Source organism: Candidatus Sulfotelmatobacter sp. (assembly GCA_036500765.1).
Classification (GTDB): domain Bacteria; phylum Acidobacteriota; class Terriglobia; order Terriglobales; family Acidobacteriaceae; genus Sulfotelmatobacter.
Genome location: DASYBM010000004.1, coordinates 1,824,304 through 1,840,404 on the forward strand (window position 1 = coordinate 1,824,304; position 16,101 = coordinate 1,840,404).

Annotated in this window: 12 protein-coding genes; 9 read left to right on the forward strand and 3 right to left on the reverse strand. The window is 57.5% G+C overall.

Features of this window, described 5'->3' with window-relative positions; genetic code table 11:
- Nucleotides 1-98 precede the first annotated feature (98 nt).
- A complete protein-coding gene (locus tag VGM18_10625) occupies nt 99-1,514 on the reverse strand; it encodes an amidase (protein ID HEY3973450.1) in 1,416 nt (471 codons plus the stop codon).
- A gap of 141 nt (nt 1,515-1,655) precedes the next feature.
- Nucleotides 1,656-2,570: a pseudouridine synthase gene (locus tag VGM18_10630; GenBank protein ID HEY3973451.1), complete on the reverse strand. Its 915-nt coding sequence runs from the start codon at nt 2,568-2,570 to the stop codon at nt 1,656-1,658.
- 125 nt (nt 2,571-2,695) lie between these two features.
- Between VGM18_10630 and VGM18_10635 the strand changes: the two genes are divergently transcribed.
- The 3 genes from VGM18_10635 to VGM18_10645 all read left to right on the forward strand — a co-directional run bounded on the left by VGM18_10635 (nt 2,696) and on the right by VGM18_10645 (nt 5,586).
- Nucleotides 2,696-3,073 (forward strand): rhodanese-like domain-containing protein, encoded by a 378-nt coding sequence (locus VGM18_10635; protein HEY3973452.1) that lies wholly within the window; start codon nt 2,696-2,698, stop codon nt 3,071-3,073.
- Between the two features lie 199 nt (nt 3,074-3,272).
- The gene (locus VGM18_10640) at nt 3,273-4,598 is read left to right on the forward strand and encodes a sugar porter family MFS transporter (protein ID HEY3973453.1); all 1,326 of its coding nucleotides are present in this window, start codon (nt 3,273-3,275) and stop codon (nt 4,596-4,598) included.
- Between the two features lie 196 nt (nt 4,599-4,794).
- The gene (locus tag VGM18_10645; protein HEY3973454.1) at nt 4,795-5,586 is read left to right on the forward strand and encodes a copper homeostasis protein CutC; all 792 of its coding nucleotides are present in this window, start codon (nt 4,795-4,797) and stop codon (nt 5,584-5,586) included.
- A gap of 163 nt (nt 5,587-5,749) precedes the next feature.
- On the opposite strand, the gene VGM18_10650 is transcribed toward VGM18_10645, so the two are convergent.
- Nucleotides 5,750-6,715, reverse strand: coding sequence for a DUF5996 family protein (locus VGM18_10650; GenBank protein HEY3973455.1), 966 nt, complete (start codon nt 6,713-6,715; stop codon nt 5,750-5,752).
- 228 nt (nt 6,716-6,943) lie between these two features.
- On the opposite strand from VGM18_10650, the gene VGM18_10655 reads away from it, so the two are divergent.
- The 6 genes from VGM18_10655 (at nt 6,944) to VGM18_10680 (ending at nt 16,055) form a co-directional block, all read left to right on the forward strand.
- Nucleotides 6,944-7,372, forward strand: a complete 429-nt coding sequence (locus VGM18_10655; protein ID HEY3973456.1) for a MarR family transcriptional regulator — start codon at nt 6,944-6,946, stop codon at nt 7,370-7,372.
- Between the two features lie 156 nt (nt 7,373-7,528).
- The gene (locus tag VGM18_10660; protein ID HEY3973457.1) at nt 7,529-8,083 is read left to right on the forward strand and encodes a YceI family protein; all 555 of its coding nucleotides are present in this window, start codon (nt 7,529-7,531) and stop codon (nt 8,081-8,083) included.
- A 198-nt stretch (nt 8,084-8,281) separates the two neighbouring features.
- Nucleotides 8,282-9,187, forward strand: coding sequence for a pirin family protein (locus VGM18_10665; GenBank protein HEY3973458.1), 906 nt, complete (start codon nt 8,282-8,284; stop codon nt 9,185-9,187).
- 322 nt (nt 9,188-9,509) lie between these two features.
- Nucleotides 9,510-10,037 (forward strand): HAD hydrolase family protein, encoded by a 528-nt coding sequence (locus VGM18_10670; GenBank protein HEY3973459.1) that lies wholly within the window; start codon nt 9,510-9,512, stop codon nt 10,035-10,037.
- Nucleotides 10,038-10,368: 331 nt separating this feature from the next.
- Nucleotides 10,369-12,252 carry a hypothetical protein gene (locus tag VGM18_10675; protein ID HEY3973460.1) on the forward strand — a complete coding sequence of 628 codons (1,884 nt, stop codon included), beginning with the start codon at nt 10,369-10,371 and terminating at the stop codon, nt 12,250-12,252.
- Nucleotides 12,253-12,458: 206 nt separating this feature from the next.
- Nucleotides 12,459-16,055 carry a carboxypeptidase regulatory-like domain-containing protein gene (locus tag VGM18_10680; protein ID HEY3973461.1) on the forward strand — a complete coding sequence of 1,199 codons (3,597 nt, stop codon included), beginning with the start codon at nt 12,459-12,461 and terminating at the stop codon, nt 16,053-16,055.
- Nucleotides 16,056-16,101 lie beyond the last annotated feature (46 nt).

Consider the following 16,101-nt stretch of genomic DNA (forward strand, 5'->3'; position numbering starts at 1 on the left):
ATCTTGCGGAGACAAACTTATACAGGTCGGGTCGCGCGCGAAATAATACAAAAATACTATTGGACCATACACGAACGGAGGGGAAGTTTCGGCGGCCGCTAGCGGATTGGCGGAATCTTCCACGCGCCGCATTCCTTCTCCAGCGCGGCGGCAACGGCCAGTACCTGCTCTTCTTCCCATGGGCGGCCAACAATCTGTACGCCGATCGGAAGGCCCTCGGCCGAGTAGTTCACCGGAACCACGGCGGCGGGATTGCCCAGCAGATTGAACCACTCGGCATAACTCCAGGCGTCGAGATAGCTCACAGAGTTGCCGTCGATCGTCCAACTACGCTCGCCGTGGCGAAAGGCTGGGATGGCCGCGGCCGGGCACAGCAGAATCGGATACTTTCGCATTTGCGCCAGGAACTTTCCGCGCAGAACGTCGCGGGCGATCCAGGCCTCGAGCAGCGACTCGCCGGTGAGCGCTGGCTCGGCCGCCGACCATTCCAGAAACTGCTTCAGCGTCGGACTCAGGTCTTGCTCGCGTCCGCGAAACATGTGACGGATCAGCATGCCGCCACTGACGACGAAGAATTTCTTCCACAGCACTCGCGCTTCTTCTAAACTTTCGGGACGAAATGACTCGACTTGAAACCCCGCGCCACGCAAGGCTTCGGCGGCGGTTCTCACAGCGGCGCGAGTTTCCTGAGTCACTGGTGTGCGGCCATCGTCCTCGAAATAACCGATGCGTAGATTGCGAGCTTCGTCTTCGCGCAGCCAGTACAGAGGAACCGGCGCCGCGCAAGGGTCAGCATCGTCGGGACCTTGCATCGCTTCGAACAGCGCCGAAACGTCGGCGACTGTGCGCGCCATGGGGCCGACCACGCCAATCAAAGAGAACGGGCCGCCGGGCGGCGGAAAGTGCCCGGTCGACGGAACCCGCCCCGGCGTAGGTTTCAGGCCGCAGATACCGCTGAAATGCGCGGGCACGCGGATGGAACCGCCGCCGTCGCTGCCCACTCCACCGGCGGACATGCCGGCGGCAATCGCGGCCGCTTCGCCGCCGCTCGATCCGCCGGGCGTGCGAGCAAGGTCCCACGGGCTATTAGTGCGACCGTGCAAAATATTGTCTGTCTCCCACGCCATCAAAAATTCCGGCGTGTTGGTCATCCCGAGAACAATCGCTCCTGCGTTGCGCAGGCGCGCCACCAGCGGAGCGTCTTTGGTCGCGATATTTCCTGCGCGCAGCCGTGTGCCGGCTTCGCAGCGCATGCCCGTCACGTCGATTGAGCTCTTGATGCTGATGGGGACTCCGTGCAGCGGGCCAAGGGGTTTGCCAGCCCTTACGGCGGCGTCGGCATCGCGGGCTTCGCGGCGGACCTGCTCTGCGTCCACCTGCACGAACGCGTTCAGTTTGGGATTGAGCCGTTCTATCTTCGCGAGATGAGCATCGCACACTTCGACCGCTGAAATCATTTTCTGGCAAATTTGCTGCGCCAGGGTGACAGCGGGAAGAAATGTCAGATCACTCATCTGGCGAAAGAGTCCTCAGGGCAAGCGGCGAGTCTAGCAGAAAGGCGAGCGGCGGGCGTCTGGCGTTGGACCTTAGACTTTCGACATTAGACTTTCGACCTTCGACTTCCGTGTTCCGTCCCGCAAAACCTTCCGGCGAAACTAGCTATTCGCGGCGCGCGTGCTTTTCAGGTCTGAGGTCCGATGCCTGACGCCTGAGGTCTGGGGTTGACGCCAAACGCCAAACGGCTGACGCCTGCTCTTAGCCATGGCGCGGTCGAGCGCCCGCTTTTCTTCATCGGTGAGGGGACGATGGCTTCCCTTCGCCAGCTTGCCGAGCCGTAGCGGACCAATCGCCACTCTCACGAGGCGGAGCACTTCGACTCCGACCGAAGACAGCATGCGGCGAATCTGGCGGTTCTTGCCCTCGTCGAGGACGATCTCGAGCCAGCAATTTTTCTCGCCCGAACGCAATACGCGAACGTGACGAGCGCGCAGCAACGGCGCATCGCCGTTTTTCTCCCAGTCTTTCCCCCGCATTTTCTCCTGCATTTTCTGTTGCACTTTCTCCCGCACTCCGCGAACGAGTTGTTGCGCAAACTTTTCGTCGACGAGTGTGTCAATCTGAACGTGATAGATTTTCTCAAGATGCGTCTCGGGCGCGGCGATGCGCGCGGCCCACTCGGAATCGTTCGTCAGCAAGAGCAGTCCTTCGCTGGCCTTGTCCAGGCGGCCTACCGGCGCGACCCATTGCGTCGCCTGGGGGCTCGACTGGCCGGGGTTCTTTAACGCGGAATAAACTGTCTCGCGACCTTGATCGTCGGAGGCGGTCGTCACCAATCCGCGCGGCTTATTGAGCATCAGATAAATTTTCTCCCGCGCATCAATCGCCGCACCATCCACCTGGATGCAATCTTTCGCGAGATGAACCGGCGTCCCGGGATCGCGGCGCGCCAGTTCGTTCACTCGCACTCGTCCCGCGCGAATCAACTGCGCCGCTTGCGAACGCGAGCAATAGCCCAGCTTCGAAAGCGCGCGCGCCAGGCCGATGCGACGTTCGTTTCCTTTTGATGGCACGCGTTCATGTTAATTGAAACGCGGACGCTGCGATTAGGGTTCCGTCGCACCGCAGAGTGCGCTTTCTCAGCGGCGCTTGATACCATGGTCGTGACTGATTCAGCTTTTATTGCAAAGGAATGCCTATGGCCCACGAACATCCTCCACGATTCTTAAAGATTGTCGACGACGCCAAAACTCGCGTGCGCGAGACGGACGTCGATGCAGTGAAACGCAGGATCGATCACGGCGATACATTCATGCTGATCGATGTACGCGAGGAGAGCGAATTCGCCAAAGATCACCTTCCCGGCGCCATTCACTTAGGTAAAGGCATCATCGAGCGCGACATCGAGGCACGGGTTCCAGATCTCGACGCCGAGATGATTCTTTACTGTGGCGGCGGCTTTCGTTCAGCCTTGGCCGCCGACAACTTGCAAAAGATGGGCTATACCAAGGTAATCTCAATGGACGGCGGCATTCGGGGCTGGCGCGATAAGGGTTATCCGCTGGTGAAAAGCTAGAGTCGGGCGTCGGAGATCGGCGTCAGATCTCGGCTTCGGGCTTTCGACTTCGAACTTTCGACTTTGGAACCCCAGACTTTAGACTTCAAACATCGCATACCTTAGCGGGTGTAACGGCGGAGAGCCGAGGTCTGAAGTCGGACGCCTGACACCCGCATCTGTGGTAAGCTCCGCGCTTATCTTTTATGAATGCTTGCATATGAACGCTCGCATCTTCTTCTGGTCGCTGACGTCGGCGCTCGCGGGATTTCTTTTCGGCTTCGACACCGTCGTTATTTCTGGTGCAGAAAAAACTATTCAGTCGCTCTGGGGACTCAGCCCCGAACTGCACGGCGTTGCGATGGCGTCGGCGTTGTACGGCACCGTGGTTGGCTCGCTGCTGGGAGGATGGCCGGCGGATCGCTTCGGGCGCAAGGCGACGCTGCTATGGATCGGCATTCTTTATTTTGTCGGCGCGGTCGGTTCTGCGTGGGCGCCCGATGTGGGCGCGTTCATCGCCGCACGCGTGATCGGAGGTTTGGGCATTGGCATCTCGACGGTGGTCGCGCCCATGTATATTTCCGAGATCGCACCGCCGAAACATCGTGGGCGGCTGGCGGGAATGTTCCAGTTCAATATTGTTTTCGGCATCCTGATGGCATTTGTTTCGAATGCGCTGCTGGCGGGCGTCGGCGAAAATGCGTGGCGATGGATGCTGGGCGTGGCCGCGTTTCCATCGCTGCTCTACGCGGTATTCTGCTTCGGACTGCCCGAGAGCCCGCGATGGCTGCTCAGCCGGAAGGGCGATCGTGACGCGGCGCTGGACGTGTTGCAACGAATTGAGCCTGATTGCTCACAGGCTGAAATTGCGGCCGAGGCCGACGCGATTACCGCGGCATCGACCGAGCAATCGTCGTCTGGAAATTTCTGGACGATGAGCCTTCAGAAGCCGATCCTGCTCGCTATACTGATTGCGTTTTTCAATCAGATGTCCGGCATCAATGCGATTTTGTATTTCGCGCCTCGTATTTTCGAGCTCACCGGCCTGGCAGCGAAGACCGCGCTGTTGCAGTCGATCGGCATCGGCGCGACCAATCTGATTTTTACTTTTATTGGCTTGTGGCTGATAGACCGGCTGGGGCGACGCACTCTTCTTTATATTGGCTCATTTGGGTACATCGCCTCGCTCGGCCTGGTCGCGTGGGCGTTCTTTACCAGTCATTTCTCGATTGTGCCGGTGTGCATTTTTGCTTTCATTGCCGCCCACGCGATTGGACAGGGAGCGGTGATCTGGGTTTTCATCTCAGAGATATTTCCCAATCGTCATCGCGCCGAGGGCCAGACTCTGGGCAGTTTTACGCACTGGATCTTCGCCGCGCTGCTCACAACTTTCTTTCCCCGCATGGTTGCGTCTTTTCCGCCGGGCTACGTTTTCTCGTTTTTCGCCGGGATGATGGTTCTGCAATTGATTTGGGTGAAGACCATGGTTCCGGAAACCAAGGGCGTGCCGCTGGAGCAGATACAGAAACAACTGGGAATTGCGTGACATGCTTGCGATTGTGGCCCCGTGGCAAACACAACAACGGATGCCTCGACTGCGCAGTGCGATTGATGAAAACCAATCGCAATGCCTCGCTCGGAATGACAGGATGTTGTTAAGCGATGAATGAAACTATTTTGTTGCTGGGCTCGCGATAAACAAAATGTTTGTGCGGCGGATGAAGTAGCGCGCGTTGAGTTCCATGACTCCTAACGCTTCCAAGGTTTTGGTCGAGGTCTGCGTCGATTCGGTTGCCTCGGCGGTCGCCGCGGAGCGCGGCGGAGCGGCGCGAGTGGAACTTTGCGGGAGCATGGTTGAAGGCGGAATCACGCCGAGCGCGGGATTGATTGAAATGACGCGGAGCGCAGTTTCTCTGGAACTTGCCGTCATGATCCGCCCCCGCGGCGGCGACTTCTGCTACGACGCGGATGAATTTGAAACTATGCGCCGCGATCTCGCGCTCGCCAAGCGATTCGGAGCGAACGCGGTCGTTTTCGGCGTGCTCGATTTGAATGGCAATGTTGATGTCGCGCGAGCGCGACAGTTAGTGGACGAGGCTCGGCCGCTTCCCGTGACTTTTCATCGCGCCTTCGATATGACTGCCGACTTGCTTCGCGCGGTCGATGACCTTGTCGCGATCGGCGTCAATCGAGTGCTGACTTCGGGAGGCGAGACGACCGCGATGGAAGGAAAAGAGACGATCGCGCGACTGGTGCAGAGGGCGCAATCGAGAATCGACATCATGGCCGGCAGCGGCATTAAACCTGGGAACGCGCGCAGTCTGGTCGAGCAGACCGGTGTCAGGGAGATTCATGTTGGATTGAGGAGTGTGCTGCCGAGTCCGATGGTTTATCGCAACGAGCGAATCTCGATGGGATCGCTGGAAGGGCACGAGTACCAACGGTTCGTTGTGCTCGAGGAACAGGTCAGAAAACTGTGCGAGGCGTTGGAAGTCACGAATCAAAATTGTCAACCACGAAGACACGAAGGTTAATGAGTAGCGCCGGCGTCCCGCCGGCTGTTGCGGCGGAGCGTCTCGCCCGCCGCCGCGGACGCAGGCATAAAAACTTGCAGCCCGATATTTGCTCCGGGGGGCCGAGGGCGGGACGCCCTCGGGACAGCCGGCGGGACGCCGGCGCTACGTTTTATTGCGAAGTTTATGGCTTCCTCAACGGGTCATCTCGCTCTATGGGTACAGATCTCTCGACGTTTCGAGATCTTTCGAGCGCTTGGCGATCCCAGTTGGCGGAGTTGGCGCCGGCTTCGTAGGTGCTCTGGCAGAAGTCGAGCAGGGATGAGCTCGGCGACTGAGCGTTGCGAACCTCGGCATAGGGCAGAAGAAATTCGCCAACCCGCTTGTCGTAAAACGCCGCATCGGGACGGACGCGAGCCTGCTGGAATCCCTGCGGCTCGGGCACGGTGTAGGAATAGAAGGCAGCCTCGTGAATGTCTCCGCTGCCCGGCCAGAAGCCGACACTGCTGACTTCGTGGGAATAAGATTCCCGCGTGATGCCATCGGCGCCAGGTTTTTCGGGAGCGCGGCGGCCGGAAAAACGGCTGACAGCAAGGTCGAAGCTTCCCCAGAAGAAGTGAACGGGGCTGCACTTGCCGATAAACTGCGAGCGGAATAAATGGAACACGGCATCGACCGAGAGCAGAATCCTCCAGAAGTTTTCGACCGGTACGCGATCGTAGGAGGCATGGGTGTGATCCTGGTCGAAGGCAATGGGATTGGGAATTTCGACTGGCATTCGCCAGATCTTGACTTCGATGTCGAGCGAGTGCAGCAGGTTCATGAATTCCTGGTAGAACTCGGCCACTGACAGCGGCGCGAGCGGAAGCTTCATGATGGCTCCGTCGTTGGTTTCGACCATGAGCTGATGCTCGGTGAAATCGAACCAGATCTCGAACGAGCGGTCACAGTACGGAATGCGCGAGGTGCTCAGGCCGCGGGCGGTGACATATAAAGGAACATTCCACCAATGGTTGACGAGCGGCGTGAGCGAGAGGCGAACTTTGCCGACGATCTGGGTCCACATGTGAAGGGTGGCGTAAGTGTCTTTCCAGGAGTCCAGCGGGAGCGCAGGCCAGCATTCCGGTCGATCGGTAATGAAGGAAGGCATAGAGGGATTTTAAACCGTTTGAGGCAGGGCAGGTTAGTTTGCGCGCCGCTTCTGGTTGAGACTGAGATCCCCCGGCTTCGGTTGAAGAACGGGCCGGCTCGGGATGACGATGCGGTTTAGAAAACTGAGGGTACAGCGATCCCCCGGAAATATTGCGTCTTGACAATAGTCGTTACAACGACTATCATCGGGTAAGTGAAGGAACGGAAGACAAGCAGGAAACGGCGCGTGGGTTGTCCGGAAGAGATTGCATTTCTGGATCTGGCGCGCACCACGGATATGCTCTCGCGCGGATTGGTGCAGGTACTGAAGGGCGGCGGGGACCTTTCGCCAACTCAGTACAACGTGCTGCGCATCCTGCGGGGAACGCCGGAGGGACTGCCATGCGGAGAAATTGCCTGCCGCATGATTACGCGCGATCCCGATGTTACACGATTGCTGGATCGCCTGGAGAAGCGAGGACTGATTTCGCGCTGCCGGGAGAACGTGGACCGGCGGATGGTGATGGCACGGATCACGCCCGAGGGGCTGAAGCTTCTGGCCAGCCTTGACCCTCCAGTCGTGGAAGCCCACCGGCGGCAATTAGGGCACCTGAGCAAAGAGCAGTTACGGGCGCTTTCGGAGTTGCTGGGGGCCGCCCGGGCCCAGGTTGGGTGAAACGGCTTAAACCACACGGCACGAAGTATCATGAAGGTCTTTCCCGGCGGGGCTTTCCCGATATTGGAAGCTTTAGTCCGGTCTTATTGCAAGCATGTATTCGTTGCAACGAATATCGTTTCCACGCATCCAATTCCGACAGGAGGATACCACACCATGAGCACACCAGTTGCACCGCAGACCGCAACCACCTGGAACATCGACCCGGCCCATAGTCATGCCGAGTTCAAGGTCCGTCACATGATGATTTCCAACGTAAAAGGACATTTCACGAAAGTCTCGGGGAAGTTGATTCTGGACGAAACCGATCTGTCGAAATCGAAGGTCGAGGCGGTAATCGATGCAACCTCGATCGAAACCCGCGAGCCGCAACGCGACGCGCACCTGAAGAGCGCCGACTTCCTCGATGTGGAAAAATTCCCGACCTTGTCGTTCACCTCTTCACGCATCAGCCTGGTGCGGGATGGAGAACTGGAGGTCGAGGGCAACCTGACGATTCATGGCGTGACGCGAAAGGTTCTTTTTAGCGTAGAAGGGCCGACGCCGCCGATGAAAGATCCGTGGGGCAACACCCGGGTTGGAGTTTCGGCGACGACCAAGATCAATCGCAAAGACTTCGGCCTGACCTGGAATGCGGCCCTGGAAACCGGCGGCATTGTAGTGGGCGAAGAAGTCACCATCGACCTGGAAGTTGAGTTTATCAAGGCTTAAGAAGATGAAGGCGTAACGTTTCGGGCGGTATGCTTTGGCATACGCGCCGCTTCGGTTGAGACCGCGATGCTTCGCAACGCCGAAAAGGGCTCCGCCCGGTAACGCTGTAGCTTTAAGCTAAATTGCATCACGACCTAAATTTTGCCGCATGGCACGGGTTAGATCCCGCCGTGTGGCGCGGAAAAGAGGGGAGTAGTTATGTCACTGCGACCAGTAAAACAAATTATTCAAACCAAGACCACCATGGAAGGCGCGGGCGTGAAACTGCAACGCGCCTTCGGTTTTGGCAAGACCAAGGAATTCGATCCGTTTCTTTTGCTGGACGATTTCCGCAATGACAATCCTGACGATTATCGCGCCGGATTTCCGTGGCATCCGCACCGCGGGATCGAGACCATCACTTATGTGCTGGCCGGATCGGTCGAGCATGGCGACAGTCTGGGTAACCAGGGCAAGATGACCGCGGGCGACGTGCAGTGGATGACAGCGGGCAGCGGCATTCTGCATCAGGAGATGCCGAAGGGCGATGCGCAAGGGCGCATGCACGGCTTTCAGTTGTGGGCGAACCTGCCCGCATCGCTGAAGATGACCGACCCGCGCTATCAGGATATTCCGTCGACCGCGATTCCCGAAGTGACCGACGACGATGGCACCCATGTGCGCGTGATCTGCGGCGAGTTTTGGGGCAAGCGCGGACCGGTAGAGGGCGTGGCCGCCGATCCGAACTACCTGGATATTTCCGTTGCGCCAGGACAACGCAAGCGGATCAAGGTCGAGACTACGCGGAATGCTTTCGCGTATGTGTTCGCCGGATCGGGAACGTTTCGGGATGCGTCCGATCCGCGTGCGGTGCTGACTGAGCAGACGGCCGATCCGAATGCACCCGCCAAGTATGACGCTCGGAATCATTCGCTGGTGCTGTTCGATCGCGGCGACGAACTTACGGTGCAGGCGGGACCGGAAGGAATTCGGTTCCTGCTGGTATCGGGCAAGCCGATCGAGGAACCGGTCGCCTGGTATGGACCGATAGTAATGAACACGCAGGAGCAACTGCGCGAGGCGATGACGGAGTTGCAGACTGGCGAGTTCATTAAGCACCGGTGAGGCAGGACTTCGCTCCAATTGCGCGTGAAGTGCGCTGAACGCAGTTCACGCGCAGCCGTTCACGCGCAATTCAGGATGGCGGTTGGCTGCGCGATTGAAGCCGCCGCAGGGTTGACTTACGCTCGAGATGATACCGCGCCTTAGGACGACGCCGTGCTTTAGAAATGAAGACTGGGTTTAGCGGGAATCCGAAGTTTCGCTTACACTTTGATTAATCTTTCATTTCTCATCGTTCATTTTTCATCTTTGAGTGGAGGCGCTATTGGCTCGACCTGCGAAGAGAAACAAGGCAAGAATTTCTCCGGCTACAATCTCTCCCGCTGTGAAAAAACGCGCGTCGCAAATCAAGGTGCTGTTGATGGATGTTGACGGCACCATGACCGACGGCGGCGTTACTCTGCTCTCTCAACCCGACGGCGTGGCGCTGGAAATCAAGACATTTGACGCGCATGACGGCCAAGGGCTGACCCTGGCACAAACTGCGGGACTCCGCACCGGATGCATCACCGGGCGCGAAAGCGCTGCACTTCTGCGTCGCGCCCACGAAATGAAGATGGAATTCATTTACATGAAGCAGCCGTTGAAGATGCCCGCGTACGAAAAAATTCTCAATACGGCCGGCGTGGACGATTCCGCAGTGGCCTATGTGGGCGACGATTTGCCGGATATTCCGTTGATGCGTCGCGCCGGGCTGGCCATTGCGGTGGGCGACGCCGTCCCTGAGGTGAAAAAAGTCGCGCACTATACGACACAAGCTGTAGCCGGGCATGGCGCGATCCGCGAGGCCGTCGAGATTATTTTGAAATCGAAAGGCATGTGGGAGGCGATGATCGACAAAGCGCGTGCGTGACGCGTCATTGCGATTTTCGCAAAGCCAAAAACGGCGCTGCATGCGGCATCGCGGCCCGGTCTTCGCACAGAGCGCGAAGAATGGGGCGCCCATCTCAGTGGTTGCGCCCGCCCTTAAGAACCTCGGCCAGCCGTCCACCCTTTTCGTTCGAGGATTGGCGATGGGCTATCTCATGAATGGCTAGGAGCACGCGGCCTGATTTCAGCGGGCGCTCGACTAGCTCGTGAGCCCGGACAATCTCGGCGCTTACGCGATTCCTGTGTGAGTGTCCGTCAGCCAGAACCGGGCGCAAAGGCGGCGGCTATAATTCATCGACATCCGAGGAAGCCGAATGCAGCAAGTCCTGATTTATGTTTTCAAGATGGCACGAGTCGCCCCGCCTCTCTATCTCGTTCTCATCGCTCTTCTGGGATGCAGTGGTCTCATCGCCCAGGATTCGGCACAGAACATCTCTGGTCACCCAAAGCCCTGGACCAGCAGCCATCTCGGCGCGCCGCTGGTTCGCGACCCGATATTCGTCTACAACAACTGGTCTGCCTATGACGAACTCTCCGACAACATTCCTTTGACCGAAGAATTAACCATGAGGGAGCTGGACGAAATTCTTCGTCTGCGGCGTCTCGGAGTTCGTTTCGATTACTACACCATTGACGCGTTCTGGTTCGATCCGAATGGCGGCTACCGGACGTGGCGCAAGCCGAATTGGCCCAACGGCCCGGACGCGTGGATTAAGAAATGCCGCGACAACGGTATCCTGCCCGGCCTCTGGTTCAGTACCAACACGCTGGTAAAGATCAACGCCGCTCCCGAATGGCAGGATTCGTTGACCGAGAAAAAGGGCTCGATGTCGTTTTCCGAAGGCGGCTTCCTGCCCAACTTCATGGACACTTTGCAGTACTGGTACGACCGCGGCATCCGCATCTACAAATTTGATTTTGTCGATTTCGGCGCCGCCACTCCGGAAACTGCAAAAAGGAAAAGCCCGGAAGAGATTCGAGCCGCCAACGTGGATGCGTTTCGCGAGGCGCTCCGCAAGTTCCGCCAGCGGAATCCCGATGTGGTGCTGGTCGCGTTCAATGGCTTTGGGGGTGACGTCGAGTCGACGTCCGGGCCCTTTCCTTTCCGCAACGTTGTGGACCTGCGCTGGCTCGAGGTTTTCGATTCGCTGTATTCCGGAGATCCTCGGCCTTCGGACGTGCCGGAGATGAACTTTTGGCGATCGCTGGATATCTACAGCGACCACATGGTCCGCCGCTACGAGCAGAGTTTTCTGCCGCTGGAACGGATCGACTCCACCGGCTTCATGCTGGGAAACACCGGCACCATCTATTACCGCAAAACGCATGCCTGGAAAGGCGCGCTACTCCTGATGATGGCGCGCGGCGGCTGGGTGAATACGATTTACGGCAGCCTTGAGTTCCTGACCGATGACGACGCCCGCTGGTTCGCCAAAGTGCAGTCGCTTTACCTGCAATTGCAGTCCGAGGGACGGACGAAAACCTTTGGCGGAATCCCCGGAGACATCGAGCCTTACGGCTTTGGTTCGCTGGACCCCGACGGAGCGGTCTACGTGGTGATGAACCCGGCCCAGAGTATTGAAGAAATTCAAATGCCGCGCCTTTCGCGGGAGCAGGGGGAACTAGCGGGCGGGCAGGTGATTTTTCGGGACGCTGGATTTCAGCCCGCGCTGACCATTGACAAGATCAAGCTCGGACCCGGGCAGATGGCGGTGGTGGGATTCGGAAAGTATGCCAACGCGAAGTACGATCTTGGCGTACAAGAGGATGTCGACATCCCGCACTCGATTTCGCCTCTGGAAGCGACATTTTCGCCGATTGGCAAGAATACGATTCGCGCCGAATTCACTGCTCCCAACAAGGGCGATCTGCGGGTTATTATGCGGCAGCGGTCCCCGAAGGATGGCAGCATCATGCGCAGTTGGAAGGGTGGACCGCCGAATGGTACCAACATGGGTAAGATATTTGTTCTACGCGCATCGCAGGCAGGGAAATCTCTGCCCGTCGAGATTGACTACGACAAGGTGATCTGGAGCGGCCTGTCGTGGGCTGTGGGAGAAATCAAGAACAACGCTTTGAAGCCGGGAGTAGCGGTGGAGATTGAGTGCTCATCGGCCGAGGAAGAACCAGTGGAACTAGAGGGCAGGATCGTCGCAGTGGAATACCGAGCAGATGACGCCGGCGTCCGGTTCCCGTAGGTTTGATGAGAACCGCAGTAAACGTTTACGCAAATATCGCCTCGCCTCACTTCGGTGATGCCCGTAAGACTTATGGCTTGACAAGCGAGTGCAAGCGGGACTATGGTTTCTGGCGGTCCCAAAGATTTTGCATCATCGAAGTGCCTTTCCATTTATACGCGAGTAAACGATTACTCGGGCTCCTAGTCGAGCCCACAGGAGAGATTATGCGGCGGGCTCCCCAGTCGGCGTTCCTATCGCTTCTTTTTGCAATTGTGCTCGTGACGTTAAGCCAGGGTGCATGGTCCCAGGTCAATCGCGCTTCGATTACCGGCACGGTCCGGGACACGTCGGCCGCCTTGCTTCCCGGTGTGGAAGTGACAGCTACCAATACCGACACGAATGTGCCCACTAAGACCGTCTCCAACCAGGACGGAATTTACGTCATCCCCAATCTCTCGCCGGGACCCTATTCGGTCGAATTCAAGAAGGAGGGGTTCGATATTCTCCTTCGCCCGAGCATCACGTTGGAATCGACCCAGGTAGCCCGCATCGATGCCGCCCTCAAAGTAGGAAAGATCAGCGAATCCATGACGGTAACTGCCGATGCGCCAGTCCTAGATCAGGAAAACGGGTCGTTTGGGACGAACATGAAAGGTAGCGTAGTAACTGACCTGCCGCTGAGTATCTATAGCGGCGGGCGTTTTGCTGAGGAATTTGCAGTGGCCATCACCCCCGGGTACTCTCCGATTAGCAGTCCGTACGGTGCAGTGGTGAATGGCGGACAATGGTTCACCAAGGACTACACGGTCGACGGCACATCGGCCACAGCGAATATTCCCGGGGATTCGTTGGAAACTGGTCCCAGTATGGAAGCCGTACAGGAACTGCAGGCGCAAACCAGCGGATTGGACGCACAAAGCGCTATCACCGGCGGCGGCGTCATGTCTTTCAGCCTGAAATCGGGGACCAATAAGTTCCACGGGTCCTCATTCCTCTACGGCCATAATGAACTGCTCGACGCGAACACCTGGACCAATGACAACCAAGGCTTGCGAAAAAGCAAGGCCCGAGCCTGGGATTGGGGAGGAAGCCTGGGCGGTCCAATCTTTCGAGATAAGACGTTTTTCTTTGGCGCATTCGAGCGTTATACCCAGAACGACTTCCGGCTAGGTGGACCGGCCGCCACAGTTCCGACCGCGGATTTTCTGGGCGGGAACTTCAGCGCGTTATTGGACACAACCCAGTTGCTCGGTACCGACGTCCACGGCAATCCAATCTATGCCGGAGCCATCTTCAATCCAAACGATCCGGGAGCGGTCTTTGTCGGAAATGCGATTCCCACCTCCATGTTCAGCGCGGTGGCGCAAAAGATTATCCCGATTTATCAGAAGTATTACACGCCTGAATTTTCCGGAATCGACAGCAACCTTAGAGGTCTTATCGACAACAGCCCCTCGCAGACCCCGAACCAGATCGTGATCAAACTGGACCACAGCCTGACCCGCAACGATTGGCTCTCGGGGTCCTGGGTCTACAACCACCGCCCCCGGACGCTGGACGACAGTGGAGGCCTCTGGTCAGCAGGAAGCTCGGACGGGGGGCCACTTTCCGAGGCCAGGCTTCAGTTGGTGCGCTCGCAAGAATGGCGGGTGAGCGAGTCCCACACATTTTCTCCTCACCTTATGAATGTACTGAACCTCACCTACAACTGGTACTGGAACGGCAGTCTGCCGACGGCTCCCTCCAACTGGAACTCGACGCTCGGCTTTGGCAATACTGGTGCAAACAACTTCCCCTCGATCTCATTCAGCGACTCGACCGCACACACCGAAACTGGAATCGGGAACGTTTGGCAGGGAAACTCCGCGGGCGCCACAATGATCACCGGGGACACCGTGACCTGGATCAAAGGCAAACACAATATTACTTTCGGCGGCGATTTTCATGCTCAGCAAGTCAACAGTCACAGCGGCTCGGGGGCAAACTCCTTCAGTTTCTCAAGCAATGCCACCGGCGCTCCGAGCCAGGGATACGGCAATCAAGTTGGTTTCGCGTTTGCCAGTTTCCTTTTGGGGAATGTCAACACTGCCAGCCAGACCACACCCTTCAATCTGTACGGACGGGAAAAGGAGATGGCCCTGTATGCCCAGGACAGCTACAAGGTCCGTCCCAATCTCACTCTGAACCTGGGTCTGCGCTGGAACTATAACTTCCGGTTCCACGAGAAAAACGGATCCTGGGCAAACTACGACCTTCACGCTATCGACCCCACCCTTGGAATTCCGGGTACTCTCGTCTATGCCAAGAACGGCAGCGACAGTTTCGAGAAAAATGAATACGCTGCGAACTTCGGACCGACGATTGGCTTTGCATACTCACCCTGGAGGAAAGCCGTGTTCCGCGGTTCTTTCGGGATCATCTACTTTCCGCCAGGCGTCCCGTATTTTGATGGTGTCCCGAATGGCTTTGCGCCTGGCTTCAAGGGCACCAACCAAGTCAGCACTCCCTTTAACTGGGACAGTGGCTATCCCGGTGTTTTCCAGCCGGGCAATAAGAATTCCTGCGGCGGCGCCACGCAACCAACCTGCCCCGAATATTTGTTTCCGCTGGTCAGCGTCGATCCGCGAGCGCTGCGTGTAGGTTACAGTGATGCCTTCAATTTTGGCGTGCAGTACGAACTGACGCCGAACATGCGCGTCGAAGCTGCCTATGTCGGGAACCGCGGCCATCGTCTTACCGATACTGCCTTAGCTTGGAACCAAGGTTCGACTTCCACTTTCCTGAAGTTGGCCCAGCAGATTCCGGGTCTTAATGCGTACAGCAACCCCGTTTGCTCTCCGTCGGACGCAGCAGGTTACGGAATAGCCTATCCCTATCCGGGCTTCTGCGGAACTCTAATGGAGGCCATCACGCCGTACCCGCAGGTAGCGCAGTCTTTCTTTAACCCCTACACTTACGCTGGTTGGTATTATCCCAACCTAATTTATGTAGGTCTACCGTTGGGTCAGAGTTATTACGACTCCATGGTCATCGACGTGGTAAAGCGCACAGGGCGTGGATTGACTATGGACATGAGTTACACGCTTTCCCGCCAGGAAGGCGACACTTTCTCGGCGCAGCAGGAGGGCAACAATTATTACACTGCGATTCAAGATTTCGGCAACATAGGTGCGGCCGCTCATTCCCTCACCAACTACGATCAAACACACATCGTGAAGGGATTTGTAAGCTACCAGTTACCTTTTGGCAGAGGACAGCGTTGGTTGGCCGGTCAAAACCGCATTGTGAATCGAATTGTAGGCGGATGGACGCTCTCCGGGCTAGTGTTGTACACATCCGGTCAACCGTTCCAGGCTGTTGTGAATAATCAGTACTGGCCGATGTGGGGCAATCTTTATCCCAACTTCAACCTGCAGGGTTTCAGCGGTCCGTCGAACCCGAGGCATTTTGTGCCTATACCATCCGGCCAGACGATTATTCCCCCGCAGGATATTTACATGCCGCAGAGTGTGGCGAGCGCGCCCGCCCCGGGCACGTTGGGAACTGGCCCTCTTGATCTTTCCGCACTGCGGTGCCCCGGCCAAGCCAACGAGAATGCCAGCATTCTCAAATATGTTCCGATGGGCTCTGAGGGGCAATACAAGCTGTCCTTCAGGGCTGAGTTCTACAACCTGTTCAACCGCCACTACTACAACATCAACGGTTGTGGAGGCAATAAGTCGCTGATCCAAACCCCAGGTAACATGGACACCTTTGGTGAAATTCTTGGAGTCATTGATAACCCGCGAACCGGGCAATTCGCGATTCGCTTCGACTTCTGACCAAAGCAGCCGGAGAGTTTCGCCCTCGGCAGTTGTCTCCGTCGCC

Coding starts and splice junctions, on each gene's coding strand:
- VGM18_10625 (HEY3973450.1), bottom strand. CDS start 1,514: ATGAGTGATCTGACATTTCTTCCCGCTGTCACCCTGGCGCAGCAAATT.
- VGM18_10635 (HEY3973452.1), top strand. CDS start 2,696: ATGGCCCACGAACATCCTCCACGATTCTTAAAGATTGTCGACGACGCC.
- VGM18_10640 (HEY3973453.1), top strand. CDS start 3,273: ATGAACGCTCGCATCTTCTTCTGGTCGCTGACGTCGGCGCTCGCGGGA.
- VGM18_10645 (HEY3973454.1), top strand. CDS start 4,795: ATGACTCCTAACGCTTCCAAGGTTTTGGTCGAGGTCTGCGTCGATTCG.
- VGM18_10650 (HEY3973455.1), bottom strand. CDS start 6,715: ATGCCTTCCTTCATTACCGATCGACCGGAATGCTGGCCTGCGCTCCCG.
- VGM18_10660 (HEY3973457.1), top strand. CDS start 7,529: ATGAGCACACCAGTTGCACCGCAGACCGCAACCACCTGGAACATCGAC.
- VGM18_10665 (HEY3973458.1), top strand. CDS start 8,282: ATGTCACTGCGACCAGTAAAACAAATTATTCAAACCAAGACCACCATG.
- VGM18_10675 (HEY3973460.1), top strand. CDS start 10,369: ATGCAGCAAGTCCTGATTTATGTTTTCAAGATGGCACGAGTCGCCCCG.
- VGM18_10680 (HEY3973461.1), top strand. CDS start 12,459: ATGCGGCGGGCTCCCCAGTCGGCGTTCCTATCGCTTCTTTTTGCAATT.